The 23999-nt window shown below is 66.6% G+C and carries 22 protein-coding genes; 12 read left to right on the plus strand and 10 right to left on the minus strand.

Translation table 11 applies throughout. The annotated features are described in order from the left end of the window. Window positions 1-73: 73 nt before the first annotated feature. From aspS to RVX_RS17070, 5 genes are all read left to right on the plus strand, one after another. Entirely contained in the window at window positions 74-1930 is a 1857-nt protein-coding gene (gene aspS / locus RVX_RS17050) for an aspartate--tRNA ligase (RefSeq protein ID WP_116307445.1), read from the plus strand. Window positions 1931-2077: 147 nt separating this feature from the next. Further along, the gene (def, locus tag RVX_RS17055; RefSeq protein WP_116307443.1) at window positions 2078-2632 is read left to right on the plus strand and encodes a peptide deformylase; all 555 of its coding nucleotides are present in this window, start codon (window positions 2078-2080) and stop codon (window positions 2630-2632) included. 37 nt (window positions 2633-2669) lie between these two features. Beyond that, the gene (fmt, locus tag RVX_RS17060; RefSeq protein ID WP_371682115.1) at window positions 2670-3719 is read left to right on the plus strand and encodes a methionyl-tRNA formyltransferase; all 1050 of its coding nucleotides are present in this window, start codon (window positions 2670-2672) and stop codon (window positions 3717-3719) included. Between the two features lie 157 nt (window positions 3720-3876). Beyond that, entirely contained in the window at window positions 3877-4806 is a 930-nt protein-coding gene (locus tag RVX_RS17065) for a DUF116 domain-containing protein (protein WP_116307439.1), read from the plus strand. Next, the gene (locus RVX_RS17070) at window positions 4803-6272 is read left to right on the plus strand and encodes a transcription antitermination factor NusB (protein ID WP_116307437.1); all 1470 of its coding nucleotides are present in this window, start codon (window positions 4803-4805) and stop codon (window positions 6270-6272) included. The genes RVX_RS17065 and RVX_RS17070 overlap by 4 nt, the downstream gene beginning before the upstream one ends. 188 nt (window positions 6273-6460) lie before the next feature. On the opposite strand, the gene RVX_RS17075 is transcribed toward RVX_RS17070, so the two are convergent. The 3 genes from RVX_RS17075 to RVX_RS17085 all read right to left on the minus strand — a co-directional run bounded on the left by RVX_RS17075 (window position 6461) and on the right by RVX_RS17085 (window position 9188). Further along, window positions 6461-6865: a DnaJ family domain-containing protein gene (locus tag RVX_RS17075; protein ID WP_116307435.1), complete on the minus strand. Its 405-nt coding sequence runs from the start codon at window positions 6863-6865 to the stop codon at window positions 6461-6463. 333 nt (window positions 6866-7198) lie between these two features. Beyond that, the gene (locus RVX_RS17080; RefSeq protein ID WP_116307433.1) at window positions 7199-8224 is read right to left on the minus strand and encodes a bifunctional heptose 7-phosphate kinase/heptose 1-phosphate adenyltransferase; all 1026 of its coding nucleotides are present in this window, start codon (window positions 8222-8224) and stop codon (window positions 7199-7201) included. 31 nt (window positions 8225-8255) lie between these two features. Continuing rightward, a complete protein-coding gene (locus RVX_RS17085; RefSeq protein WP_116307431.1) occupies window positions 8256-9188 on the minus strand; it encodes a ParB/RepB/Spo0J family partition protein in 933 nt (310 codons plus the stop codon). A 94-nt stretch (window positions 9189-9282) separates the two neighbouring features. On the opposite strand from RVX_RS17085, the gene RVX_RS17090 reads away from it, so the two are divergent. After that, window positions 9283-9693, plus strand: a complete 411-nt coding sequence (locus tag RVX_RS17090) for a hypothetical protein (RefSeq protein ID WP_116307429.1) — start codon at window positions 9283-9285, stop codon at window positions 9691-9693. A gap of 48 nt (window positions 9694-9741) precedes the next feature. On the opposite strand, the gene RVX_RS17095 is transcribed toward RVX_RS17090, so the two are convergent. The 6 genes from RVX_RS17095 to RVX_RS17120 all read right to left on the minus strand — a co-directional run bounded on the left by RVX_RS17095 (window position 9742) and on the right by RVX_RS17120 (window position 16303). After that, complete coding sequence (locus RVX_RS17095) at window positions 9742-10530, minus strand: ParA family protein (RefSeq protein ID WP_116307427.1); 789 nt, start codon at window positions 10528-10530, stop codon at window positions 9742-9744. 603 nt (window positions 10531-11133) lie between these two features. After that, window positions 11134-12141, minus strand: a complete 1008-nt coding sequence (locus RVX_RS17100) for an NAD-dependent epimerase (RefSeq protein WP_116307426.1) — start codon at window positions 12139-12141, stop codon at window positions 11134-11136. Window positions 12142-12352: 211 nt separating this feature from the next. Further along, window positions 12353-13102, minus strand: a complete 750-nt coding sequence (locus tag RVX_RS17105; protein WP_116307423.1) for a slipin family protein — start codon at window positions 13100-13102, stop codon at window positions 12353-12355. A 200-nt stretch (window positions 13103-13302) separates the two neighbouring features. Next, entirely contained in the window at window positions 13303-14337 is a 1035-nt protein-coding gene (locus RVX_RS17110; RefSeq protein ID WP_116307421.1) for a hypothetical protein, read from the minus strand. Next, on the minus strand, window positions 14319-15569 hold the full coding sequence (gene coaBC / locus RVX_RS17115) for a bifunctional phosphopantothenoylcysteine decarboxylase/phosphopantothenate--cysteine ligase CoaBC (RefSeq protein WP_116307419.1): 1251 nt from the start codon (window positions 15567-15569) through the stop codon (window positions 14319-14321). The genes RVX_RS17110 and coaBC overlap by 19 nt, the downstream gene beginning before the upstream one ends. A gap of 167 nt (window positions 15570-15736) precedes the next feature. After that, window positions 15737-16303 (minus strand): hypothetical protein, encoded by a 567-nt coding sequence (locus RVX_RS17120; RefSeq protein ID WP_116307417.1) that lies wholly within the window; start codon window positions 16301-16303, stop codon window positions 15737-15739. A gap of 251 nt (window positions 16304-16554) precedes the next feature. On the opposite strand from RVX_RS17120, the gene queA reads away from it, so the two are divergent. The 6 genes from queA to RVX_RS17150 all read left to right on the plus strand — a co-directional run bounded on the left by queA (window position 16555) and on the right by RVX_RS17150 (window position 21310). Next, entirely contained in the window at window positions 16555-17748 is a 1194-nt protein-coding gene (queA, locus tag RVX_RS17125; RefSeq protein WP_116307414.1) for a tRNA preQ1(34) S-adenosylmethionine ribosyltransferase-isomerase QueA, read from the plus strand. 226 nt (window positions 17749-17974) lie between these two features. Next, window positions 17975-18214, plus strand: a complete 240-nt coding sequence (locus RVX_RS17130; protein WP_007525344.1) for a 4Fe-4S binding protein — start codon at window positions 17975-17977, stop codon at window positions 18212-18214. Window positions 18215-18218: 4 nt separating this feature from the next. Next, on the plus strand, window positions 18219-19304 hold the full coding sequence (locus RVX_RS17135; RefSeq protein WP_116307412.1) for a 3-methyl-2-oxobutanoate dehydrogenase subunit VorB: 1086 nt from the start codon (window positions 18219-18221) through the stop codon (window positions 19302-19304). Beyond that, window positions 19304-20095 (plus strand): thiamine pyrophosphate-dependent enzyme, encoded by a 792-nt coding sequence (locus RVX_RS17140; RefSeq protein WP_116307410.1) that lies wholly within the window; start codon window positions 19304-19306, stop codon window positions 20093-20095. The genes RVX_RS17135 and RVX_RS17140 overlap by 1 nt, the downstream gene beginning before the upstream one ends. Next, window positions 20095-20637, plus strand: coding sequence for a 2-oxoacid:acceptor oxidoreductase family protein (locus RVX_RS17145; RefSeq protein ID WP_116307832.1), 543 nt, complete (start codon window positions 20095-20097; stop codon window positions 20635-20637). Before RVX_RS17140 ends, RVX_RS17145 begins: the two co-directional genes overlap by 1 nt. Window positions 20638-21019: 382 nt before the next feature. After that, window positions 21020-21310: a hypothetical protein gene (locus RVX_RS17150; protein ID WP_116307408.1), complete on the plus strand. Its 291-nt coding sequence runs from the start codon at window positions 21020-21022 to the stop codon at window positions 21308-21310. Window positions 21311-21499: 189 nt separating this feature from the next. On the opposite strand, the gene RVX_RS17155 is transcribed toward RVX_RS17150, so the two are convergent. Then, complete coding sequence (locus tag RVX_RS17155) at window positions 21500-23707, minus strand: methyl-accepting chemotaxis protein (RefSeq protein WP_371682113.1); 2208 nt, start codon at window positions 23705-23707, stop codon at window positions 21500-21502. Window positions 23708-23999 lie beyond the last annotated feature (292 nt).

A 23999-nucleotide genomic window follows, 5' to 3' on the forward strand; every position in this document is an offset into this window, starting at 1 on the left:
GGGTCCCCTCCCCGATACGCTTTCTGCCTATTTACGACTTGTCATCCTCGGGTAACATCCAAAGGAACCGTTCATGAGCGACCAGAAACTTGACGTCCAACAGGAACACCAGCAGTACATCGAACCCCTGGGCGACTGGGCGCGCAGCCATGACTGCTGCACCCTGACCGCCGCCGACACCGGGGCCGAAGTCTGCCTGATGGGCTGGGTGCAGTACCGCCGTGACCACGGCGGCCTCATTTTCGTGGACCTGCGCGACCGTCAGGGCCTTACCCAGATCGTGTTCAGCCCCGACGTCAATCCCGCGGCGCATGAGCGCGCGCACGTCATCCGCTCTGAATACGTGCTGGCCATTCGCGGCACGGTGCGTCCCCGGCCCGAGGGCATGACCAACCCCGGCATGAAGACCGGCGAGATCGAGGTGTACGTTTCCGAATGGAAGCTGCTGAACACCTCCAGGACGCCCGCCTTCGTCATCGAGGACCGCACCGAGGCCAGCGAGAACCTGCGCCTGCAGTACCGCTACCTCGACCTGCGCCGCCCGCGCATGGCCAACAACTTCATCGTGCGCCACAAGGCCGCGCAGGCCACCCGCCGCTACCTGGACGAGCTGGGCTTTCTCGAAATCGAGACGCCCTACCTCACCAAGTCCACGCCGGAAGGCGCGCGCGACTTCCTGGTGCCCAGCCGCCTGAACCAGGGCCAGTTCTACGCCCTGCCGCAGTCGCCCCAGCTGTTCAAACAGCTGCTGATGATGTCGGGCATGGAGCGCTACTACCAGATCGTGCGCTGCTTCCGCGACGAGGACATGCGCGCCGACCGCCAGTTGGAGTTCACCCAGATCGATATCGAGATGAGCTTCGTGGACGAGGAGCAGGTGATGGCCATGGCCGAAGGCCTGATGGCCCGCGTGTTCCGCGACGCGCTGGACCGCGAGATCGCCACCCCCTTCCCGCGCATGAGCTATGACGACGCCATGGCCCGCTACGGCGTGGACAAGCCCGACACCCGCTTCGGGCTGGAGCTGCAGGACGTCACGCACATCGTGCGCGGCTCCAACTTCAAGCTGTTCGCCACGGCGGAACTGGTCAAGGCCATGCGCGTGCCCGGCGGCGAAACCATGACCCGCAAGGAAATCGACGAATTCACCGAGTTCGTGAAGATCTACGGCGCGCAGGGCCTGGCCTGGATCAAGATCCGCCCCGACGAATGGCAGTCGCCCATCGCCAAGTTCCTGTCCGATGCCGAACGCGCCGGACTGAAGGAAGCCCTTGGCCTTGAAACGGGCGACATCGTGTTCTTCCAGGCGGGCGCGCCGGGCATGGTCAACGCGGCGCTGGGCAACCTGCGCGTGCGCCTTGGCGAGCACCTGGGCCTCATCGACGAGACCGCCTTCAACTTCCTGTGGGTGACGGACTTTCCGCTGTTCGAGTACGACGAGGAAGAAAAGCGCTATGTGGCCTGCCACCATCCGTTCACCTCTCCCAAGGACGGCCACATGGACGTCATGGTCGAGAACCCGGCGGCGGCCCGCGCCCGTGCTTACGACATGGTGCTGAACGGCTACGAACTGGGCGGCGGCTCCATCCGCAACCACACGGCCGAAAAGCAGCGCCGCATGTTCGCGGCGCTCGGCTTCTCGCCCGAAGAAGCGGAAGCGCAGTTCGGCTTCCTGACCCAGGCGCTGGAGATGGGTGCTCCGCCGCACGGCGGCATCGCCTTCGGCATGGACCGTCTGGCCATGCTGCTGACCGGCTCGTCGTCCATCCGCGACGTCATCGCCTTCCCCAAGACCCAGAAGGCCACCTGCCTGCTCACCCAGGCCCCGGACACCGTCTCCGCCCGCCAGTTGCGCGACCTGGGCCTGCGCCTGCGCGAAACGGGCAAGGATGCCGTCAAGGACGGCGCAAAGGAAACGCCGCAGGGCTAGGCCCCGCACATTGTCTGCTCCGCACGGGGGAGGAAGGCCGCGCGCCTTCCTCCCCCGTCGCTTCGCGCCGTTCCAGCCCTTTCCTTGCCCGCACGGCGTGCTTACCGTAGGGTGACCGCATCAAACGCCCACATCACAGGACCGCCCATGATCCGAGAAGTGCTGCAATATCCCGATCCGCGCCTTGCCGTCGAATGCGAGGACATCACCGAGATCACCGACGAGATCCGTCAGCTTGCCGCCGACATGGCCGAAACCATGTACCGGCAGGACGGCATAGGCCTTGCCGCGCCCCAGGTGGGCGAGCACTGCCGCCTGATCGTGGTGGACGTTTCCGGCCCCGAAAAGCGCGAGGCGCTGATGACCTTCGTGAACCCCCGGCTGGAACTGACCGGCGAGAAGATCGACTCGGAGGAAGGCTGCCTGTCCGTGCCCGGCGGCTACCGCGCCACGGTCACCCGCAGCGACACGGTGCGCCTGACCGCCCGCGACCTGGACGGCAACGAGGTGTGCATGGATGCCGACGGACTGCTGGCCGTGTGCCTGCAGCACGAGGTGGACCACCTGATGGGCACCCTGTTCATCGACCATATCAGCAGGCTCAAGCGCACCCTGTACGATTCGCGCCTCAAGAAGATGCAGAAGAACGCCCCCCGGCCCATGCCCACGGCTGCGGCCAAGGCGCGCACGGGAGCGCGCTAGCATGACAGGCCAGGACGATGCGCGGAATGATGCCGCCATGCCTGACGGCGTCGCCAAGGCTGATGGGGCACGGCCGGTGACGGAACCCGCCGCGCCGCGCGCCCCCCTGCGCGTGGTGTTCATGGGCACCCCCGGCTTTGCCGCCGTGATCCTGCGCCACCTGCTGGAATGGGACGACTGCGAGGTCATCGCCGCCTATACCCAGCCCGACCGCCCCTGCGGGCGCGGCCAGCAGTGCCGCCCGCCGGAAGTGAAGCTGCTTGCCATCGAGCACGGCGTGCCGGTGTACCAGCCCCTGAATTTCAAGACCGAGGAAGCTGTTGCGGAATTGCGCTCGCTGCGTCCCGACGTGCTGGTGGTGGCCGCCTATGGGCTGATATTGCCGCAATCGGTGCTGGACATCCCCCGCCTCGGCCCCGTCAACGTGCATGCCTCGCTGCTGCCGCGCCTGCGCGGGGCCGCGCCCATCCAGCGCGCCGTCATGGCCGGCGACGCCGTGACCGGGGTGACCATCATGCGCATGGAGGCCAGCCTGGATACCGGCCCCATGCTGCTGCAGAAGGCCATGGGCATCGGCATCGGCGACACGGCGGGCGATCTGCACGACCAGTTGGCCGAGCTTGGCGGCAGGCTGCTGACGCAGGCCCTGGGCAAGCTGGCAGACGGCACCGCCTTGGCCATACCGCAGGACAACGAGCGCGCCACCTACGCGGCCAAGCTGACCAAGGCCGACGGACTCATCGACTGGAACCGCACGGCCGTGCAGGTACACGCGCACATTCGCGGGGTTACCCCGTGGCCCGGCGCGTACTGCACCATACAGAGGGAAGGACAGAAGGAACTGCGCGTGGCTTTGGGTCCCGGCCGTATCGGCCCGTTGCGGTCGGAGGCCCCGGAATACGAAGGAGCTGCCCCCGGCACCATAGTCGGGCTGGTGGACGAACAGTTGGCCATCGCCTGCGCCGACCGGCTGTACCTTGTGGATTCCATCCGTCCGGCGGACCGCAAGCCCATGGATGCCCGGGCCTTTCTGTGCGGCTACCTGAACGCCTGCGAATGCGACGGCGGCCTTGCCGTGTGCGTGTAGGCAGCTGACGCAAGCGTAGCCACGGACGGCAAGGCATCTGCCTTACAGGTGTGGCGGCCCAGCGGCGCACTCCGGCCTCGCCCCGCCCCCGGACCATATCCGAATAGCACCGGCAGCGCGTTTCCAACCCTTTCCGCATTCCGCAACCACGAAAGCCATGTCCATGCCCCTCCGCAAGAACCCGGATTCCCTCCCGCGCGAAGACTACCACGGCGCGCGCAAACGGCTGTTCATCGGGCTCATCAGCCTGACCTCCGCCGCGTTGTGCCTGGTGCTGCTGGTGGGGTGGATCATCCCGTACATCGGGCTGGGCAACATCCATCCATTGGTGCCGGAAATCACCGGCATGCTGCTGGTGGCGTCCATCGCGCTCATCGTGTGGGCCACTCTGGGCCTTGTGCTGCACATCTACACCGGGCGGCCGTGGTTCGGCTCGCAGCGGGTGCGCGGGGTGGCGGTAAAGCTGTTCCTGCCGCTCATGGAACTGCTGGGGCGACTCTTCGGCGTCTCGCGCGAAGAGGTGCGCCACTCATTCATCAAGGTCAACAACGAGCTGGTGCGCGGCGAGACGGGCAGCTTCGCCCCCTCCGACGTGCTGATCCTGCTGCCGCACTGCCTGCAATCCAGCAATTGTTCGGTGCGCCTGACCTACGGCGTTGACCACTGCAAACGCTGCGGCCAGTGCCCCATAGAACGGCTGCTGGTCCTGCGCGACCGCTACGGCGTCAAGCTGGCCATCGCCACCGGCGGCACCATCGCCCGGCGCATCGTGGTCAAGGAGCGGCCCCGGCTGATCATCGCCGTGGCCTGCGAGCGCGACCTGGCCAGCGGCATACAGGACACCCACCCCATTCCGGTGTATGGCGTGCTGAACGAGCGGCCCAACGGCCCCTGCCTGGACACCCTCGTCAGTCTTGGCAACGTGGAAAAGGCGTTGCGCCACTTCCTGAACGTGCTGCCCCCCGATGACGCCGCCGTACCCGGCGCAGTGGCGGGGGCTACCTTTGGCCCGCAGCACGGCAAGAAGGATGGGGGGGCGGCCCCTCACCCTGCTGCCGCGCCCGCCCCCCCTGCGGAACCGCAATGAGTACCCGCCGCCCCACACACCCTGGCAGGAAGAATGCGCAGCTGCCCCCGGCGCGCGCGGCCGCCCTGTCCGCCCTGAACAAGGTGCTGCGCAAGGGGCAGGAGGTCCAGGCGGCACTTGATGGCGAACTTGCCGACGCCGCTGCACGCAACGAGACAAACACGCTCGCAACCGCAAGCAGCGCACCTGTCGAAAGCAGTGTGCACGCCCTGCCACCACCTACCCCAACCGCCCCTGGCGGCTCCGCATTGCGGCATGCCCGAATTTCGCGCCAGGACGCCGCCCTGGCCACGGAGCTGGTTTACGGGTATCTGCGGTTGGAAATCCGCATTTCGTGGCTGCTGCGGCGCTTCCTGAAGTCCCCGGAGAAGCTTCCGCCCGAGGCGCTGCTGGCGCTCGGCGTGGCCGCGCACGAAATCGTGCACCTGGACCGCATCCCGGACTATGCCGCCGTGGACTGGGCCGTCACCTACATCCGTCAGCGCTTCGGCGATGGTCTCGGCAAGCTGGCCAACGCGGTGCTGCGCAACGTGGCCCGGCTGGGTGGCGCAACCCGCGAGGCGGAGCTGTACCGCACCGAACGGCCCGACCCGGCGGCATTTCTTTCCGTGTATCACGCCGCGCCGCGCTGGCTGGTTGGCCTGTGGTGCGACGCCTATGGCCCGGACCGCGCCGAGGCCCTGCTGGCCGCCAGCGCGCAGGCCCCTTGCCCGGCCGTGCGCGTCAACGCCGCGCGCGAAGGATGGCAGGCGCTGCGCGACCGCTTGGCGGCGGACCATGGCGGAACGCTGTGCGGTCATGCCGGGGTGGCCTTTCCCGTTGGTGGCTTTCCGGCCGAGGTGGCCGCCCTTGAACGCGAGGGCCTGCTGTCGCGCCAGGGAGCCGCATCGCAGGAAGTGCTGGACGCCTTGCGCCCCGAAACCTGGGAAGGTCCGGTGTGGGACGCCTGTTGCGGACGCGGCGGCAAGGCGCTGGGCCTGCTGGAGCGCGGGGTGGACGTGCGCCTGTGCAGCGACCCCAATGCCGGACGGCTGCGCGGCCTGCGGACCGATGCGGCGCGGCTGGGGCTTGCGGTTCCCGCCGTGGCCCGCGCTTCCGCAATGCAGCCTCCGTTCGCAGCCGACGCCTGCCGCACCATCCTCATCGACGCGCCGTGCTCCGGCCTGGGCACCCTGTCGCGACGGCCGGACATCAAGCTGCGCCGGTCCCCGGCCGATCTCGACGCGCTGGCCGCGCTGCAAGCGCGCATTCTGGATGCCGCCGCCAGCGCGCTTCCGTCCGGGGGGCGCATCGCCTACATCACCTGCACGCTGAACCCCCAGGAAAACGAGGCCCAGGTGGAACGGCTGCTGGCCGCCCGCGGCGCAACCGGCGGCCCGCTGTTCACGGTTGAAGCGCAGCACGTCACCCCGGCGGATGCCCCCGCCCGCGAATTCTTTTTCGGCGTGCTGCTGCGCAAGGCATAGCCGCCTTGGCCGCGCACGCGCAAAGGGCCGCCCGGCGTCGCCTGGCGGCCCTTTTTTCTGCTGTCCTCCCCCGCTCTCCGGCCCCATGCCTGATGTAGCGCGTGGGGGTCGGCAACCGCCATTCTTCCGCACAGCCTGCGACTTTTGCTGGTGACCGGGGCTGTTCGGGCGCTGGGCGGGCCGGGGGTTTACTTCTGTCCAGCCCCTCCGTTTTCGGCCTGCCCCGCAACGCGCACGCGATTTACCATGCGCCTGTAATACGCTTCGTACTCCTCGAAGTTCAGAGGCTTGTGACGGCTGGCCCCCACCTTGCGCAGCAGCAGGTTCAGCTTCTGCATCTGACGATATTTTTCGCGCTCGTCCGCGCAGTTTTCCAGCAGGTCCATCACCGTCTGGATCTCGCGCGCCGTGTCCAGTTGCGGCGGCAGGTAGCCCGCGTTGCGCAGCACCTTGTAGGCCATGCGCAGGTCTTCGGGCACCATGGAGTCGTCCTCCAGTTCCAACGGGCGACCTGCGCCCGGCAGGTTATCGAACGCGCCCTCTTCCTGCGCCTCGGCGATGCGCCGTTCTGCGATCAGCGAAATGGCGTCCATGCTGCCTCCTGCGAGTGGGTCCGGGCGCGCTGCGCGCGCCCGGGAAAAATCCAATCCGGCATCCCCGGGGTGACGGGCTCGGATGTGCGAAGGCCCTTTGCGCTCCTTACGCGCATGCCGGGCCAACGGCAACGGACGCCCGCTGAAATGCTGGCCGCCGTGCCGCGCCCTTTCCGACTGCGCCGTCTCTGGCATCCGAAAAGTTCATCAAATCGTATTACGATTTCGGCTGCGTTTACACTTCGTGTTTCACGTGAAATCGCACCTTGTCCTCCCAAACGCACAAGGCTCCCTTGCGGGAGCCTTGCCGAAATCCAGAGCGCCGCACGCCCATCAGGCCCAGCGGTCTACGCTCGGCACCGGCAGGGTCGCAATGGCTTCGCGCAGCTCGTCCGGCCGCACCGATGCAGCCCCCACCTGTCCCACCACGATTCCAGCCGCATAATTGGCCAGCACGCAGCTTTCCAGCAGCCCTATTCCGGCCGCCAACGCCAAGGCAACGGTGGCGATCACCGTGTCGCCCGCGCCGGTCACGTCGAACACGCTGCGCGCCGTGGTGGGGATGTGCCACACCCTGTCGCGCGCCTCGAACAACGCCATACCCTTGGGGCCAAGGGTGGTCAGCAGGTGTTCACAGTGCAGCTTGTCGAAGATGGCCCGCCCGGCGGCCAGGATTTCCTCGCGCGTGCCCGTGGGCAGGTGCGCGCCTTCGCTGGTTTCCTTGGAGTTGGGCGTGGGCATGAACACGTTGCGATACAGATGGAAGTTGGGCGTCTTGGGGTCCACCAGCACGGCGGGACGGCGAGTCCGCCTGGCCCACAGCGCCTCCAGGCCGTCCATGAACGCGCCGGTCACCACGCCCTTGCCGTAGTCGGACACGATGACCACGTCGCAATCGGCGCTGGCCGTGTCCACCAGCGCCAACAGCGCGGCAAGGTGCTGGCCGCCGATGGGGCTGGTTTCCTCGCGGTCTATGCGCAGCATCTGCTGCTGACGGGCGATGACGCGGGTCTTCAGGGTGGTGGGCCTGCCGGGAACTTCCACGAAATCGGCGTCAACGCCCTCTTCGCCCAGCACCCGGCGCAGCAGCGCGGCGCGGGGGCCGTTGCCGCACACGCTGACCAGGCGCGGCACGCCGCCCAGGGTGCGGATGTTCTTGGCCACGTTGCCCGCGCCGCCCACCAGGTGGCGATCCTCGCTCACGCTGATGACCGGCACGGGCGCTTCGGGCGAAATGCGCTGGGCGTCGCCCACAAGGTACTCGTCGATCATCACGTCGCCCACCACGCACACGCGGGCGCCCGACAGTCGGGGCACCAGCGCGCCGAGGGCAGCGCCATCGATGTTGTAGCTGACCATCAAACCTTCCTGCAAAGTGTAATACGCTACGTTAACGTGGCTCCAGACCAAGCCGCGACAGAATGTGCGCAAGCTGGTCCGGTGATTCGAAATTCAGGGTGATCTTGCCCTTCTCTTCGGTGCCGCTCACCGACACGCGCAGGCTCAGCGCCTCGTGCAGGCGGCCTTGCAGGCTGCGCATGGACGGCGCGACGCGCTGCGGCGGGCGGGCAGGGCTGGGGGCTTCACGCTTGGGGGGCACGGCCAGCGGCTCCGGCAACGCGCCCCGGTCGCGCCAGTGCGCGGCGGCGGCCTCCGCCTCGCGCACGGACAGCCTGTCGGACAGGATGCGTCGGCGCAGGGTGTCTTGCGGTTCCGGGTCGGTCACCGTCAGCAGCGCGCGGGCATGCCCGGCGGACAACCGCGCCTCGCGCAGGTCATCGCGAGCGGCTTCCGGCAGGTGCAGCAACCGCAGGGTGTTGGCCACGGCCGGGCGGCTCTTGCCCAGCTTCTGGGCCAGGTCTTCCTGGCTCAGACCGAACTGCTCGCGCAGTTCCTGCATGGCCAGCGCCTCTTCCATGGGGTTCAGGTCTTCGCGTTGCAGGTTTTCGATGAGCGCCACGGCCAGGGTTTCCTGGTCGGTCAGTTCGCGGATGAGCACCGGCACTTCGCGCAGCCCGGCCATCTGGCTGGCGCGCCAGCGGCGCTCACCGGCCACGATCTCGTAGGCCTGCCGCGCGTCCTCGCCCTGCCCTTCCGTGCCGGGGATGGGCCGTACCAGCAGGGGCTGCAGCACGCCCTGGCTGCGAATGGACGCAGCCAGCTCCTCCAGCGCCGCCTCGGTAAACATCTTGCGGGGCTGGTTGGGGTTGGGGTGCAGCGCGCGTATGGGCAGCGTGCGGATGTCCGAGGGCTTCGGCTGTTCCTGATATCCCTTGAACAGGGCGTCGAGTCCCCTGCCTAGTCCGCGCGAAGGTCCTGCCATCGTGTTCTCCTTGACTTTGGGCCGCGTTGCCCTAACTCTTTGGCCTAACTCTTTGCCCTGCCGAACAAACACACCCTTATGGAGTGAAGTCCGAATGACTGAACGCGAAGCGCACGTGGTGCACCTGCACGACCGCCACGGCGAACTCTATGGCGTGCTGGTGAGCCCGCAGCTGTGGGCCGCCGTGCAGCACAAGGTGGCGCCGCTGCTGGAGCAGGCCCTGGAAAAAATGTACCCGACCATGCGTCCCGAGCCCCTTGAGGACTGGCAGACCTTCAAGGACTACTGGGACTTCAAGTATCCCTTCTGCGCCGACGTGCACTGCGACTGCTGCGGCGCGGCGACGGAAGACTGGGAGCACGACCCCTTCCATCCGTTCCGGCTGCGCAACGCAACCCTGAGCGGCATGCTGGTCTTCGACTGCGTGAAGTGTGGCGCCTCGGTGCGCAAGAAGCACTTCAAGGACCACATCTGTTTCGAATTCACGCCCGCCAGCTCCAAATGAACACGGTTCGCCGCGCGCCAGCGCGGCGAACCGCCTTCGAAAACCTGCCTACCCGCCCTGCCCTTCGCGGCGCTGGGGACGTCTGAGCACCACCTCTTTGGCCAGTGCCAGATACGCCTCGGCGCCCTTCGACTTTATGTCGTAGTGGATGATGGACTTGCCGTGGCTTGGGGCCTCGGACAGGCGCACGTTGCGCGGAATCACCGTTTCGAAGAGGTGGTCCGGGAAACACTTGCGCACCTCATTCTTCACCTGCCGCGACAGCTTGTTGCGCACGTCGTACATGGTCAGCACCACGCCCAGCAGCGCAAGGCCGGGGTTCAGCCGCTTCTTCACCTGCTCGTAGGTCTGGAGCAGCTTCACGATGCCTTCCAGCGCGAAAAACTCGCACTGCAGGGGGATGAGCAGCTCACGCGCCGCGCACAGGGCGTTGAGGGTGATCAGCCCCAGCGACGGCGGGCAGTCGAGGATGATGTAGTCAAACCTGCCATCCAGCGGCTTCAGCAGGTCCGCCAGAAAATATTCGCGGGCCATCTTGTCCACCAGTTCCAACTCCAGCGCCACGAGGTCCGTGGTGGACGGCAGGATGGACAGGTATGGCGTCTGGGTGGGGTAGATGGCCTCGACAACCTCTTCGGGCTGGAAGAACACCGAATAGAGATTGTGGCGCACCTCTTCCTGGTCAATGCCAAGCCCGCTGGTGGAGTTGGCCTGCGGGTCGCAATCGACCAGCAAAACCTTCTTTTCCATGATGGCGAGGGAAGCTGCGAGGTTGAGCGAAGACGTGGTTTTGCCCACGCCGCCCTTCTGGTTGGCGACTGCGATGATTCGTGCCACGGCTGCCTATCCTGTTGGGGTAAGAGGCAAAATTCATGTTTCACATGAAACGTGCGCGCGCCGGAGGGGGAAAACGGCGGAGTCTGGCCCCGCCGGGCTCGCCAAGCACTCGCTATAGCTAGTTGAGGGCGGATAGCGTGTCAACACGCAAAACGGAAAGGCAGCACGCCTGAAACTGACATTCGGCCGTGTCGTAAGGCAACACTTGGCTGGAATTGCAACACGATAGAGCAAAAGCAGCGCGACAAAGGGCACGCGTGGCCTTCGCGGTCAGACAGTGACCAACCGGACGGAAACGTCTGGCCGGATTATCCACCGGGACTCTTCAGAAAACATCACTGCGCGAACGCCCTTCACGTATCGCTCTGCGTGGAGCCCCGCCAACGCCACCGCCAACGCCCTCCCGAACGACGCCAAGCCCAACGCATTGCGGAAAATTGCCGCGCACGAGCACCACTGGAGTCAACCCAGAGCCATTACAGGCAGATATAAAGTTTCACATGAAACAACCGGCCATCATCCGCAAGAATGATGGCCGGTTGAGAAGATAGCAATGCGGCCCGCCCGCTTGAATGAGCCCAGCGTGAATGCAGGGGCGGAAGTCTAGACCTTGTAGTAGTCGCGGAACCAGCGCACGAACTCGCCAACACCCTTCTCAAGCGGGGTATGGGGCTTGAAGCCGGTGTCGCGGATCAGGTCGTCCACGTCGGCATAGGTGGCCTCCACGTCGCCGGGCTGCATGGGCATCAGGTTGCGCACCGCCTTGCGGCCCAGGGCGTCTTCCAGAATTTCGATGAACCGGCCAAGCTCGACGGCGTTGTTGTTGCCGATGTTGTAGATGCGGTAAGGGGCCGGGCTGGTGGAAGGGTCCGGGGCATCACCGCGCCATTCCGGATTGGGCTGGGGGGTGCGCTCGGTCACGCGCACAACGCCCTCCACGATGTCGTCGATGTAGGTGAAGTCCCGGCGCATGCGGCCTTCATTGAACACGTTGATGGGCTTGCCTTCCAGAATGGCCTTGGTGAACAGGTACAGGGCCATGTCGGGCCTGCCCCACGGGCCGTACACGGTGAAGAAGCGCAAGCCGGTGGTGGGCAGCCTGTACAGGTGGCTGTAGGTGTGGGCCATCAGCTCGTTGGCCTTCTTGGAGGCGGCATACAGGCTGATGGGGTGATCCACGTTGTGGTGCACGCTGAACGGCATGGCCGTGTTCAGCCCGTAGACCGAGCTGGACGAAGCGTAGACCAGGTGCTGCACGCCGTTGTGGCGGCAGCCTTCCAGAATGTTGCCGAAGCCCACCAGGTTGGACTGGATGTACGAACGGGGGTTCTTGAGCGAGTAGCGCACGCCCGCCTGTGCGGCCAGATTGACCACGTGGGTGAAGCGCTGCTTCTCGAACAAGCCGTCCATGGCCGCGTCGTCGGCCATGTCCATGTGCGCGAAGGTGAAACCGGCGTAGGGTTCAAGCTCCTTCAGACGATCCTTCTTGAGTTGGACGTCATAGTAGTCGTTCAGGCAGTCCAGACCGACGACGGTGTGTCCGGCTTCCAGAAAACGCCGGGAAAGGTGAAAGCCGATGAACCCGGCCGCGCCGGTGACGAGAATATGCATGCTGGGGGTCCTGTGCTGGCGTTATGTGGTGAGTGCGAAATAGGGCGCGTCAACTCAAGCCCGCGCGCAAATCCGCGTGCGGCACGTTGCCTCGGACGCGCCGCTGGCGACACTAGCGGAAGTCGGCGACAAGGAAAAGACGGGCGGCGCGGAACCAGACCAAGGCTTGGCCATCCCGCCCTGCCCGCCCCCCCTTGGGAACAGGCCCGGCCTACCCCTTTCCACCGTCACGCGGCAGCAGCCCCCGCAGCAGGTCCAGGGGCACCGGCAGCACGGTGGACGAACTTTCCGCCGCCATCTCGCGAATGGTCTGCAGGTAGCGCAACTGCAGCGCCTCCGGGTGGGCGGCGATGATGGCCGCCGCCTGGGCCAGCTTGTCTGCCGCCTGGAATTCGCCCTCGGCGCTGATGACCTTGGCGCGGCGTTCACGCTCGGCCTCGGCCTGCTTGGCCATGGCGCGCTGCATTTCCTGGGGCAGGTCGATGTGCTTCAGTTCCACCGACTGCACGGCAATGCCCCAGGCCTCGGTCTGGGTATCGAGCAGTGACTTGATGTCCTCGTTGACCTTGTCGCGGTGGGCCAGCAGGTCGTCCAGCTCCACCCCGCCGCATACGCTGCGCAGGGTGGTCTGGGCCAACTGCGAGGTGGCGTACAAATAGTCTTCCACCTCGTTGATGGCCTTCACCGGGTCCACCACGCGGAAATAGACCACGGCATTGACCTGGATGGATACGTTGTCGCGGGTGATGACGTCCTGGTTGGGCACGTCCATGGTCAGCACGCGCATGCCCACCCGCACCATGCGGTCGATCACCGGTATGACGATGATCAGGCCGGGGCCCTTGGGACGGATGATGCGCCCCAGGCGAAAGATGACCGCCCGCTCATATTCGTTGAGCACCTTGAGCGACGCCACCACCAGAAGCACGACGACGGCAGCGACCGGAATGAACTCGAACATGGGACCTCCCCTGGCGTGACGGGCCTGAACAACGGCGGATCATCCGCCGACCTGAAGCCTGTCGCGAGCCATATGTGGAAAACATAACACAAGAGGGTGGGAAAGGAACGGGGAAGCGCCACGGTGGGGCAGAAACACCGTCGGCACGTCAAGAACGCCGCGCACGCAAGGTGGCGGAAAAGGCGGGGCAAAGGGTAGTGTTACCGCGTTGCGGGCTTGAGGGCCGTGCGCAGGTAAGCGATGACCGCCTCAACGGTGGCCGGAGCGGCGATCAGGTTGTCCATGTCCGGCAGAACGATGAGCAGCCTGCCACGCCACGGTATCTGTTGGTAGGGCCGGGCGCGAAGGTCGGGCGCGAAGGCGCGCAGCGCCTTGGACCCCATGACCACCACCAGGCGCGGCGCAATGCGCTCGAGCCCGGCCAGGAAAAGCGCGGTGTCCGCGACAACGTCCGGGCCTATATTCGGGGCGTCATTTGGGGCGTCGGGCGCGGATTCGGCATCCGCCGGCAAAGAGGCCGCTGGCGTATCGGGCATGGCCACGGGCCAGAAGGCATTGCTGCCCTTGGGCTGTTGCAGCGCCCCCAGGATGCGGCGCAGGGTGTCGCGGCGGGCCGCGTCGGCGCAGCCGGAAAGGTCCAACCCCAGCGCCCAGTACGTCCACAGGACGGGCGCCGGTTGCGGTGTTCTGGCGAACAGGTCGCGCCACTGCGTGGGCCATTGCTGGAGCGGCAAGGGGCTGGCCGAGGGGCCGGTGGGCGCTGGCGGAGCCGATTCCGCCAATGCGACGGCAGGGCGGTGCGCCGCACGGGGGGGTGGAAGAGGGCCAAAACCGGGTTGCCCGCCGCCCGGCGCGCCGAGACGCGCCGCCGAAGCAGGGAACCCGCCAGCCTGTGCCTCGTCGTGCATGGGGTCTGGCGGAATATCGTAGGCATCGGGATCGAAGGAAGGATCGGCGCCGGACCCGTAGCCAGCCCGATCGACAGATCCGGCATGCCCGGCATTTCGTGCGGGCAGTCCGTCACGCAGCCCGTCGGGCGCTTCGCATGCGGCAGGGAAGCCGCGCATGTCGGGAACATCGGAACCATCGTGACCGACAGGCGATTGCGCCCCATCGGCACCGGGGGCGGCAGGGGCATCGGACGCACCCTGCCCTTCGGGCAGCAACACGTGCAGCAGACCGGCCCCGTGCCAGGGGCGCAGGGTTTCCAGCAGGCCTAAAGGCGGACGAGCCAATCCACGATCCTCCATGCCACGTCGGGCTTGGGCAGCACGGGCCATTCCTCCGCGTCGCGGCCCGCCGCCAGCACGGTTACGCGGTTGGTTGCTGAGCCGAAACCGGCATCCGCGCCGCCCACCAGATTGCCCACGATCATGTCCGCGTTCTTGGCGGCCAGCTTGCGGGCCATGCTTTGCGCAAGGCCGGATGTTTCGGCGGCAAACCCAACCACCTTCTGCCCGCCGCGCTTGCGCTGGCCCAAGGTGGCCAGAATGTCCGGGTTGGGGGTGAAGTCCACGCTGAACCCATCCTGGGCGTCTGCCTTCTTGAATTTTTCCGGGCCACGGGGTGCAGGACTGAAATCTGCCACGGCTGCGGTGAACACGCCTGCGTCCATGCTGTCCCACAGGCCGTCGGCGGCCTCGAACATCTGGCGGGCGCTGGTGACGTCGTGCCGGGTGATGGCGGCGGGCAGCCACGGCGTGCCGGGGCCGCACACAGCGTGCACATCGGCTCCGCGCAGCCACAGGGCCACGGCCACGGACGCGCCCATGACACCGCTGGAAGGGTTGGTCCAGTAGCGCACGCCGTCCCATTGTTCACGGGTGGGTCCAAGGGTGACCAGCACGCGCCTGCCCTGCATGTCCTGCGGGGATGCGGCCCGCAGCGCGTGCAGGTAAATGTCGCGCGGGTCGGCCAGCCTGCCCTGCCCTTCCTCCATGCACGCGGTGCGCCCGCAGCCGGGCTCCACCACCACATGACCACGGCGGCGCAACACGTCCAGGTTGTCCTGCGTGGCGGGGTTGGACCACATCTTGGGGTTCATGGCCGGGGCGATGACCAGCGGGCCGGGGTACGCCAGCGCCTGGGCCGACAGCATGTCGTCGGCAAGGCCATGCGCCAGCCGGGCCAGAGTGGATGCGCTGGCCGGGGCGATGACGAAGGCGTGTGCCGACTGGCCGGGCATGAGGTGCCCGAACACGTCGTCGTCGGCTGAATGGGGTGATGCGCCGTCACCGGGGTGCCCGGCCGCGAACATGGTGGTGAACACCGGGGATGCCCCCAGCGCCGCGAAGGTCAGCGGGGCGATGAAACGGCGGGCGGCATCGGTAAGGGTGACGCCCACATCCATGCCAGCGTCGCGCCACATGCGCACGAAGTCGGGGGCCTTGTAGGCCGCGATGGAGCCGCAGACCCCAAGGTGGAGCCTGCGGCCGGTGAAGCGGGTAAAGGCGAGATGCGCGTCCATACGTACTCCAGGCGTACTCCCTGGTACTCCGGGGTGAAGCTCCGGGGGGGATCGTCGAAAATCGACGCCAAGCCCGGCACAGGGGGGCGGCATGATGCCCGGCAATGCGCCGGGCACCCGTTGGGCGCGGCGCATTGCGCGCCACTGGACAGCGGACGCCGGACGGACTACTGCGAAAGCCCCTGTTCCTTCACGCCGCCGCCGGAGCCCGAGGGAACCGGCGCGTTGGGAGCAACCGAAAAATTACCGGTGGGGTAGGTGCCCTCAGACGCGGTGCCCGCGCCGGACGATACGCCCGCGCCATCGGCCAGGCGCTGGGTGACCCACACTTCCATGGTGGAATATGCCTGACCGTCGGTGATGCCGATGATGGCGTTGCGGTCGCCCTTCTCGAACAGCAGCACGCTACGCTGGCCACGGAACACCGACCGCAGGGCCCAGCCCTGGCGGGTCATGTTATGGATCATGGCGTTGACCAGCGACTGCCGGTCGATGCGGCCCTCGAACACCTGGGTGCCGCTCTTGGAGCCGTCGGCGTTCTGCGAAACGGCCGTATACTTGGTCTGTTCGCTCATGTCGCTGGGCACGGGCACGTCGCGGAACTCGCCGAAGTACACCTCGTTCACGTTGGCGGGCGGGGCAGGCTCGAAGGGGTTCGGGATGGACGTGGAGGAGCAGCCCTGCACGGTGAGCAGGGTGGCGGAAAGGGCGGCGGCCATGACGAGCTTGCGCATGGGATTCTCCTGTGCTGATGGTGCGGACGGGCGGCGCGCGCCGCAAGGCGGGCCTGCGCTGCGTCCGGCCGGGATGCTGGCGGTCGTGAGGTGACGTTCGGGTGTATCGTTGCGGCCCGCACACGGGCCGTGCGGGGGCATGCGCCCACCGCGAAAACTGCGCCGACACTAGCGGATGTCGTGCCGGACTGCAAACGGCGCGCACCGCGCCGATAACGCCCCACGGGCACACTATGAGCATGGATGAGACGATGGGCAACACCGCACACGAACCGAAACACACCACGCAAGATACCACGAACGTGGCCGACTCCGTCCCCGAGGATGACCGGCTGGAATCCTACCGCTTCCACCTGCCGGAAGCGCAGATCGCCCAGCATCCGTCGCCGGAACGGGGCGGTTCCCGCCTGCTGGTGCTTGATCGGAGCGCAGGCACGCTGACCCACGCCCGTTTCGCGGACCTGTGCGACCATCTGCCGGAAGGCTGTCTGCTGGTAGCCAACAATTCCAAGGTGTTGCCCGCGCGCCTGCTGGGTGTGCGCCCCACCGGCGGCAAGGTGGAATTCCTGCTGCTGACCCCCCTGCCCCTGCTGGAGGAACTGCCCCACGCCTCCGCGGGGCGCGACGGCGTGCGCGACGACGCGGACGGATGGCGCTCCGTGCCTGCGGAAGGCCTGTTGCGCGCCTCCAAGAAGATCCGCCCCGGCGACGTCATGGATTTCGGGCCCCACATCAGGGTCGAGGTGGTCCAGCCCGGCGATTTCGGCCGCAGCGCGGTGCGCCTGCACTGGCGGGGCGACCTGCGCGGGCTGTTCCTGGAGCAGGGGCACCTGCCCCTGCCGCCGTACATCCGGCGCGAGAACACCGCCCAGACGGAAGACGCGCCGGAAGACCGCGACCGCTACCAGACCGTGTATGCCGACGACGCCCGCCTGGGGTCCGTGGCCGCACCCACGGCCGGGCTGCACTTCACGGACAGACTGCGCGATCGCCTTGCCGCCACGGACCGGCAATGGGCGGAAGTTACCCTGTACGTGGGCTACGGCACCTTCAGCCCGGTGCGCTGCGCGGACATACGCCAGCACGCCATGCACCGCGAATACATTGAGGTAAGCGAAGCCACCGCCGCCGCCATCCGCAAGGCCAAGGCGGAAGGCAGGCCGGTGGTCACCGTGGGAACCACCTCCACCCGCACCCTGGAGGGGACGGTGCGCGCCTGCGGCGAGGTGCGCGCCTTCACCGGCTGGACGGACATCTTCATCAAGCCCGGCTACCGGTTCACCGTGGCGGACCACATCATCACCAATTTCCACCTGCCGGAATCGTCGCTGCTGATGCTGGTTTCGGCCTTCGCCGGGCGCGGGCGGGTACTGGCGGCCTACGAAGAGGCGGTGGCGCGAGGCTACCGGTTCTTTTCCTACGGCGACGCCATGTTGCTGTTGTGACAGGGGGTTGCGCAGTGCGCCGCCCCTTGCGACCGCCAGCGCGGCGGCCACGGCGCACCGCCAGCACGCCACTTTGAAAAGCTGCGCGACTTGTCCTATAGGTAGAAGCCCGCGCGGGCCGGACGGAGTGCTGCCGCACCTCCAGGCCCGGCGGGCTCCGCGTGTCACGCGGACAACGCACACACATCCACACGCCTTACGAACCTCCATCCCAAAGGACGGTTTCATGTCACGGGTCGTATTTCTGGACGAGCGCTGCAAGGGGTGCCTGTTGTGCACCACGGTGTGCCCCAAGGGCATCATCGTGCAGTCCTCGCGCTTCAACAGGCAGGGCTACAAGGTCGCCGAGGTTCCGGCGGATGCCATGAAGGACTGTACGGGCTGCGCCTCGTGTGCGCTGATCTGCCCGGACGTCGCCATCCGCGTCATCAAGTCGCGCAAGGCCAAGAAGGCCGGGAAGGAGTAGCCCCATGCCGCACAACACAACCGACACGGGCACGCCGGAACGCATCTTCATCAAGGGCAACGAGGCCATCGCCCACGGCGCGCTGGCCGCTGGCTGCCGCTGCTACTTCGGCTACCCCATCACCCCGCAGAACGACATTCCGGAAATGATGTCCTACGCCCTGCCCGACGCGGGCGGGGAATTCGTGCAGGCGGAAAGCGAGGTGGCATCGGCCAACATGCTGCTGGGCGCCGCCGCCGCGGGCATCCGCGCGCTGACCTCGTCGTCCAGCCCCGGCATCTCGCTGATGCAGGAAGCCATTTCGTACATGGCGGGCAGCGAACTGCCCGGCGTCATCGTGAACATGAACCGTGGCGGGCCGGGCCTTGGCGACATCGGCCCCTCGCAGGGCGACTACTTTCAGTCGGTGAAGGGCGGCGGCCACGGCGACTACAAGCTGCTGGTGCTGGCCCCGGCCACCTGCCAGGAATGCTACGACATGATGGTGCAGGCCTTCGACCTGGCCTTCAAGTACCGCAACCCGGTCATGGTGCTGGGCGACGCCATCGTGGGCCAGATGAAGGAACCGGTGACCCCGTGGAAGCCCGCCGCCGTTGAAGGCACCGAAGCCGCAGACTGGCGGCTGGAAGGGGCCAAGGGCCGCAAGCCGCGCCTGCTGAAGTCGCTGTTCCTCGAAGACGGCGCCCTGGCCGGGCAGAACCGCCACCTGCAGGCCAAGTACGCGGCCATGCAGGCCGAGGCCAAGGCCGAAAGCTTCCTGACCGAAGACGCCGAACTCATCGTGGTGGCCTACGGCTCCATCGGGCGCATCGCAAAGTCCGCCATCCGCAAGCTGCGCGGCCAGGGGCACAAGGTGGGCCTGGTGCGGCCGCAGACGCTGTTCCCCTTCCCCGGCCCGCTGCTGCGCGGCCTGGCGGAACAGGGAAAGCGCTTCCTGACCATCGAGCACAACTGCGGCCAGATGGTGGAGGACGTGCGGCTTTCCATTCGCGGCATCGTGGATTCGGCCTTCTACGGGCACATGCCGGGCGAGATGCCCGGTTCGGACGATTTCCTCGCGCCCATTCTGGACGCCATGGGGGGCAAGTGATGCAGGCTGACGAAAGACTGGCGCTCGCCGACGACGAGCAGATGGCCTTCGAGGTTCCCGACGTGCTGGTGGACCGCGCCACCCACTACTGCCCCGGCTGCCACCACGGCATCGCCCACCGCCTGGTGGCCGAAGTGCTGGAGGAAATGGGCGTGGTGGACGACACCATCTGCGTGGCTTCCATCGGCTGTTCGGTGTTCATCTACAACTACCTGGACGTGGATTCGGTGGAGGCCCCGCACGGGCGCGCCCCGGCCGTGGCCACCGGCGTCAAGCGCGGGCGCATGGACAAGATCGTGTTCACCTACCAGGGTGACGGCGACCTCGCGTCCATCGGCCTTGCCGAAGTGATGCACGCCGCCAACCGGGGCGAGCGCATCACCATCGTGTTCGTGAACAACACGGTCTACGGCATGACCGGCGGCCAGATGGCCCCCACCACCCTCATCGGCCAAAAGACCACCACCTGCCCCGGCGGCCGCTGCCGCGACCGCGAGGGCATGCCCATCCGCATGGCCGAAATCATCGCCGGGCTTGGCGGCGTGGCCTATTCCGCCCGCGCCTCGCTGGACAGCGTCAAGAACATCCGCGCCGCCAAGAAGGCCGTGCGCAAGGCCTTCGACGTGCAGCAGCAGGGGCTGGGCTTCGGCTTCGTCGAACTGCTGTCCGGCTGCCCCACCAACTGGCGCATGGACGCGGTAAAGGCCAACACCCGCATCCGCGAGGAGATGATCCCCTACTTTCCGCTGGGGGTGTACAAGGACGTGACCGAAGGCGAGGGGGTGTGCTGATGGCGCTCTACCAGGACGTGATCATGGCCGGTTTCGGCGGCCAGGGCGTGATGCTGATCGGCAACCTGCTGGCCTACGCGGGCATGAACGCCGGGCTGAACGTGACATACATTCCCGTGTACGGGCCGGAAATGCGCGGCGGCACCGCCAACTGCACGGTGGTGGTGTCGGACGAGGACATCGGCTCGCCCATCATCCAGCGGCCGAAAAGCCTCATCGTCATGAACCAGCCCTCGCTGGACAAGTTCCAGCCCCGGCTGGAGGATGGCGGGGTGCAGGTGCTGAACACCTCTCTGGTGGACGCAGCGCAGGCCGAGGCGCGCGTGCGCACGGTGGCCGTGCCCGCCAACGACATCGCCGACAAGCTGGGCAACACCAAGATGGCCAACATGGTAGCCCTTGGCGCCTACGTGCGGGCCACCGGCGTGGTGGACCTGGAAGTGGTGAAGAAGAGCCTGACCAGCGTCATCTCCGCCCACTACAGCCATCTGATTCCGAAAAACGCGGAGGCGTTGCAGGCTGGCTTCGACCACGCAGGCTAACCTTCGGGAACGGAAGGGAAACACCTGCAACAAACTGCCAACCGCATCGCGTTGCCCCGCCCCGGCCGCAACCGGAGCGCAACGGCAACGCGGGGCATGAAGCCCACCGTTTCCCCTGTCCTGCTAGGATTTCGGGAGACATGCCGAAAAATGACCGCCCGCCGCGAGCATACGCGGCGGGCGGTTTTGCCATGCGGGCAAAGGCGACACATAGCGCCTGGCATTACGGCGGAATGCGGAAAGTGAATTCCGGCCTTCCTCCCGCCCCGGGCTGGACGCGGCCCGTGCAAATGCCTACATCATCATGTGAAGGCGCGGCATGGGGCCGCGCGGATGCCGGACACTCCGGCCCCCCCAACCTCCAGCCACGGGAGTGCAGACCATGCCCAACACCAGGGAAGAGTACATCCGCACCCTTCGCGACAAGCTCGAACTGTGGAAGGCCCAGCTCGAGAAGCTGGAAGTGCAGGCCGCGCTGGCCAAGGCGGAAGCGAAGGTGGAATACCACGAGCAGATCGCCGATCTGCGCCACAAGCGCGAAGAGGCCAAGCGCAAGCTGGACGAATTGCAGCACGCTGGCGAACACGCCTGGAAGGACATGAAGGCCGGGCTGGAACTGGCATGGGATGCCGTGGAGGCAGCCTTCAGCTCGGCCCGCTCGCGCTTCAAGTAGCCTTTCCGTCCATGGCGTGGTCAGTGTGACGGGCAGACGGCCACGTGCCGGATGCCTGACGCGGCCACACATGTTTGCCTGCAATTGCACGCGGGGGGTACGCCCAGACGTACCCCCCGTTTTTCTTGTTGTTCATGCAGCCCGGCCTAGCGGCGGGCTTCCGGCACGCAGCCTGGCGAAGCGCCGCGCCTAGCCGCCCGACTTCATCTTGTCGATCAGGGCGCGCAGGTTCTGCGTCTGTACGGCAAGTTCCGCCACGGCCCGTGCCGACTGCTGCATGGCGTTGGCGGTATCGGCGCTGATACGGTTGACCTCTTCCACCGAGCGATTGATCTGCTCACTGGTGGCCGACTGTTCCTCGCTGGCGGTGGCGATGCTGTGCACCTGGTCGGCGGCGGTGCCGATAAGCTGCACGATCTCCGCAAGGGCGTCGCCGGAACGGTTCGCCAGGGTCGTGGCCTCTTCCACCGTGGTCACGGCGCGCTGGACGTTCTCCAGGTTCTTGCGGGTGCCGCGCTGGATGCCGCCCACGGCATCGCCCACCTCGCGGGTGGCGTTCATGGTCTTTTCCGCCAGCTTGCGCACCTCGTCGGCCACCACGGCGAATCCGCGCCCGGCATCACCCGCCCGTGCCGCCTCGATGGCCGCGTTCAGCGCCAGCAGGTTGGTCTGGTCAGCAATGTCGCTGATCACGTTCATGATCTGGCCAATGCCTTCGGCCTGCGTGCCAAGGGCCTGCATGTCCGTCTTCATTTCAACGGAAACCTGCTGCATGGTCCCTATCCCGGCCACCACCTGATCGACGATCCGGCGGCCTTCCTCGGCCTTCTTGCTGGCTCCGGCGGCAGAATCGGAAGCACGACCGGCATTGCGGGCCACCTCCAGCACAGAGGAGTTCATTTCTTCCATGGCCGTGGCCGTTTCGCCCACGCGCACCGCCTGGCGCTCGGCCCCGCTGCTGGACTGCGCCACCTGCGCGGAAAGCTGGTCGCTGGCGCTGCTGACGACCTCGACGACCTGCTCCAACTGCACGGCGGCCTGCATCATGCCCTCGGCCCTGGCGTTCTCGGCCCTGGCCTTGGCCTCGTGGGCTTCCTCCATGGCCTTGCGCGCGTTCTCCGTTTCGCGGCGGGCTTCCTCGCCCTTGGCCTGCGCCTCGCCGATCATGGTTTGCAGGTTCTGCACCATGGTCCGCAAGGCATCCGCCAGCGTGCCTATTTCGTCATGCTGGCGAATGTCGAGTTGGCGGCTGAAATCGCCCGAGGCCACCTGGCCCGCATAGTCCGCAGCCATGCGCAAGGGCCGTGTGAGCGACCCGGAGAAGAACCACAGAAAGACTATGCCCAGCAGGGCAATGCCCGCGCCCACGCCCACCTGCTGCATGGCCCCGCTGGCGGCCCTGGCGGCAAGTTCCTTGTCCAGGGCGTTGGCGTCGGCCAGCACCACGTCGCTGGGCAGGCGGATCAGCACCGACCAGGGCCGCCCCGTGCGCCCCAGCTTGATGGGCGCATAGGCGACCATCAGCCTGCCGCCTTCGGCATCGCCGACATAGGACTTGCCCGCCTGAATGTTGGCGACGATCTCGTCCGCATCCTTCAGCACGGTCTTCAGCGGCTGCCCCACGGTCTGGGCATCCTTGCTGTTGGCCACGACCAGGCCGTCAAAGCTGAGGATGAACACCTCTCCCTGTCCGGAATACAACCCCTTGTTCACCCGCACGGCCATTTCCTGCAGAAAGCCGAGGCGCAGGTCCGTACCGGACACGCCCAGGAACTTGCCGTTCTGCTTCACGGGCACCGACAGGGTGGTCAGCCAGTCCTTCTGCCCCTGCACGATGTACGGAAACGGATCAAGCACGCTTTCCTTGCCGGATTCCCTGGGGCCAAGATACCAGCCGCCCTTGCGCACGCCGTTGGGGTGCTTTTCCTGGCTTTCGTATTCCACAAGGGCCTGCCGGGCGATCTTGCCCGACGGGTCGCGGTTCCAGTAGGGGATGAAGCGACCGGAGGCGTCGTGCCCTTCCGTGCCAGCATGCCGCGCATCGTTGCCGTCAAGGGCATTGGGTTCCCACGCGGAATACGACCCCAGATAGGTGGGGTTGTTCTCCAGGTTGGCCAGCAGGATGGCGTTGAAGGTGTCGCGCAGCGAATCCCTGTCCAGCCGGGCCCGCAGCACCTCGAAGACCTTGCCCGTGGTGCGCGCCGTGTCCAGGTTGTCCTGCAGGGCGCTTTCCACCACGGCGGCCTGGCTCGCCGCAAGGGATTCCAGGTTCGCCTCCGCGCTGCGGTGCATCAGCGTGCCCACGCGCTCGGATACCATCTGCTGGGTCTGCCCTGCGGAATACACCCCGTACGCAACCAGAATGCCTGCCGTCACCAGGAGGCACACCCCAGCCATGAACGCAATTTTCTGCTTGATGGAACTCAGCCGCATACTACCCCTGCCTTTGGCGACAACACTTCAACCATACGACCATGGCCGGAACACGACACACCCTCATCGCTGATTGTTCAACCAGCGAGTTGGCATTCATATTTCCATGCCTCGCAATGCAAACATGACCAGTTCATATGTTACAGCACTGCTCCATGAAATGTCTATCGGCGAAGCAGTATTTTACATTAATCCATGCGTCACACGACAAACACGAGACACGTTGCATCCCCGGGCGGCATACTTGCGGCACGAT

This window comes from Nitratidesulfovibrio sp. HK-II (assembly GCF_003402415.2).
In the GTDB taxonomy this organism is placed as follows: Bacteria; Desulfobacterota; Desulfovibrionia; order Desulfovibrionales; family Desulfovibrionaceae; genus Cupidesulfovibrio.

Excerpts from the sequence above, each read along its gene's own strand:
- RVX_RS17155 (WP_371682113.1), bottom strand. The coding sequence starts at position 23,707 with ATGGCTGGGGTGTGCCTCCTGGTGACGGCAGGCATTCTGGTTGCGTAC.
- queA (WP_116307414.1), top strand. The coding sequence starts at position 16,555 with ATGGGCAACACCGCACACGAACCGAAACACACCACGCAAGATACCACG.
- RVX_RS17150 (WP_116307408.1), top strand. The coding sequence starts at position 21,020 with ATGCCCAACACCAGGGAAGAGTACATCCGCACCCTTCGCGACAAGCTC.
- RVX_RS17080 (WP_116307433.1), bottom strand. The coding sequence starts at position 8,224 with ATGGTCAGCTACAACATCGATGGCGCTGCCCTCGGCGCGCTGGTGCCC.
- RVX_RS17135 (WP_116307412.1), top strand. The coding sequence starts at position 18,219 with ATGCCGCACAACACAACCGACACGGGCACGCCGGAACGCATCTTCATC.
- aspS (WP_116307445.1), top strand. The coding sequence starts at position 74 with ATGAGCGACCAGAAACTTGACGTCCAACAGGAACACCAGCAGTACATC.
- RVX_RS17100 (WP_116307426.1), bottom strand. The coding sequence starts at position 12,141 with ATGCATATTCTCGTCACCGGCGCGGCCGGGTTCATCGGCTTTCACCTT.
- RVX_RS17070 (WP_116307437.1), top strand. The coding sequence starts at position 4,803 with ATGAGTACCCGCCGCCCCACACACCCTGGCAGGAAGAATGCGCAGCTG.
- RVX_RS17140 (WP_116307410.1), top strand. The coding sequence starts at position 19,304 with ATGCAGGCTGACGAAAGACTGGCGCTCGCCGACGACGAGCAGATGGCC.
- RVX_RS17075 (WP_116307435.1), bottom strand. The coding sequence starts at position 6,865 with ATGGACGCCATTTCGCTGATCGCAGAACGGCGCATCGCCGAGGCGCAG.
- coaBC (WP_116307419.1), bottom strand. The coding sequence starts at position 15,569 with ATGGACGCGCATCTCGCCTTTACCCGCTTCACCGGCCGCAGGCTCCAC.
- RVX_RS17120 (WP_116307417.1), bottom strand. The coding sequence starts at position 16,303 with ATGCGCAAGCTCGTCATGGCCGCCGCCCTTTCCGCCACCCTGCTCACC.
- RVX_RS17130 (WP_007525344.1), top strand. The coding sequence starts at position 17,975 with ATGTCACGGGTCGTATTTCTGGACGAGCGCTGCAAGGGGTGCCTGTTG.
- def (WP_116307443.1), top strand. The coding sequence starts at position 2,078 with ATGATCCGAGAAGTGCTGCAATATCCCGATCCGCGCCTTGCCGTCGAA.
- RVX_RS17085 (WP_116307431.1), bottom strand. The coding sequence starts at position 9,188 with ATGGCAGGACCTTCGCGCGGACTAGGCAGGGGACTCGACGCCCTGTTC.
- fmt (WP_371682115.1), top strand. The coding sequence starts at position 2,670 with ATGCCTGACGGCGTCGCCAAGGCTGATGGGGCACGGCCGGTGACGGAA.
- RVX_RS17105 (WP_116307423.1), bottom strand. The coding sequence starts at position 13,102 with ATGTTCGAGTTCATTCCGGTCGCTGCCGTCGTCGTGCTTCTGGTGGTG.
- RVX_RS17065 (WP_116307439.1), top strand. The coding sequence starts at position 3,877 with ATGTCCATGCCCCTCCGCAAGAACCCGGATTCCCTCCCGCGCGAAGAC.
- RVX_RS17090 (WP_116307429.1), top strand. The coding sequence starts at position 9,283 with ATGACTGAACGCGAAGCGCACGTGGTGCACCTGCACGACCGCCACGGC.
- RVX_RS17145 (WP_116307832.1), top strand. The coding sequence starts at position 20,095 with ATGGCGCTCTACCAGGACGTGATCATGGCCGGTTTCGGCGGCCAGGGC.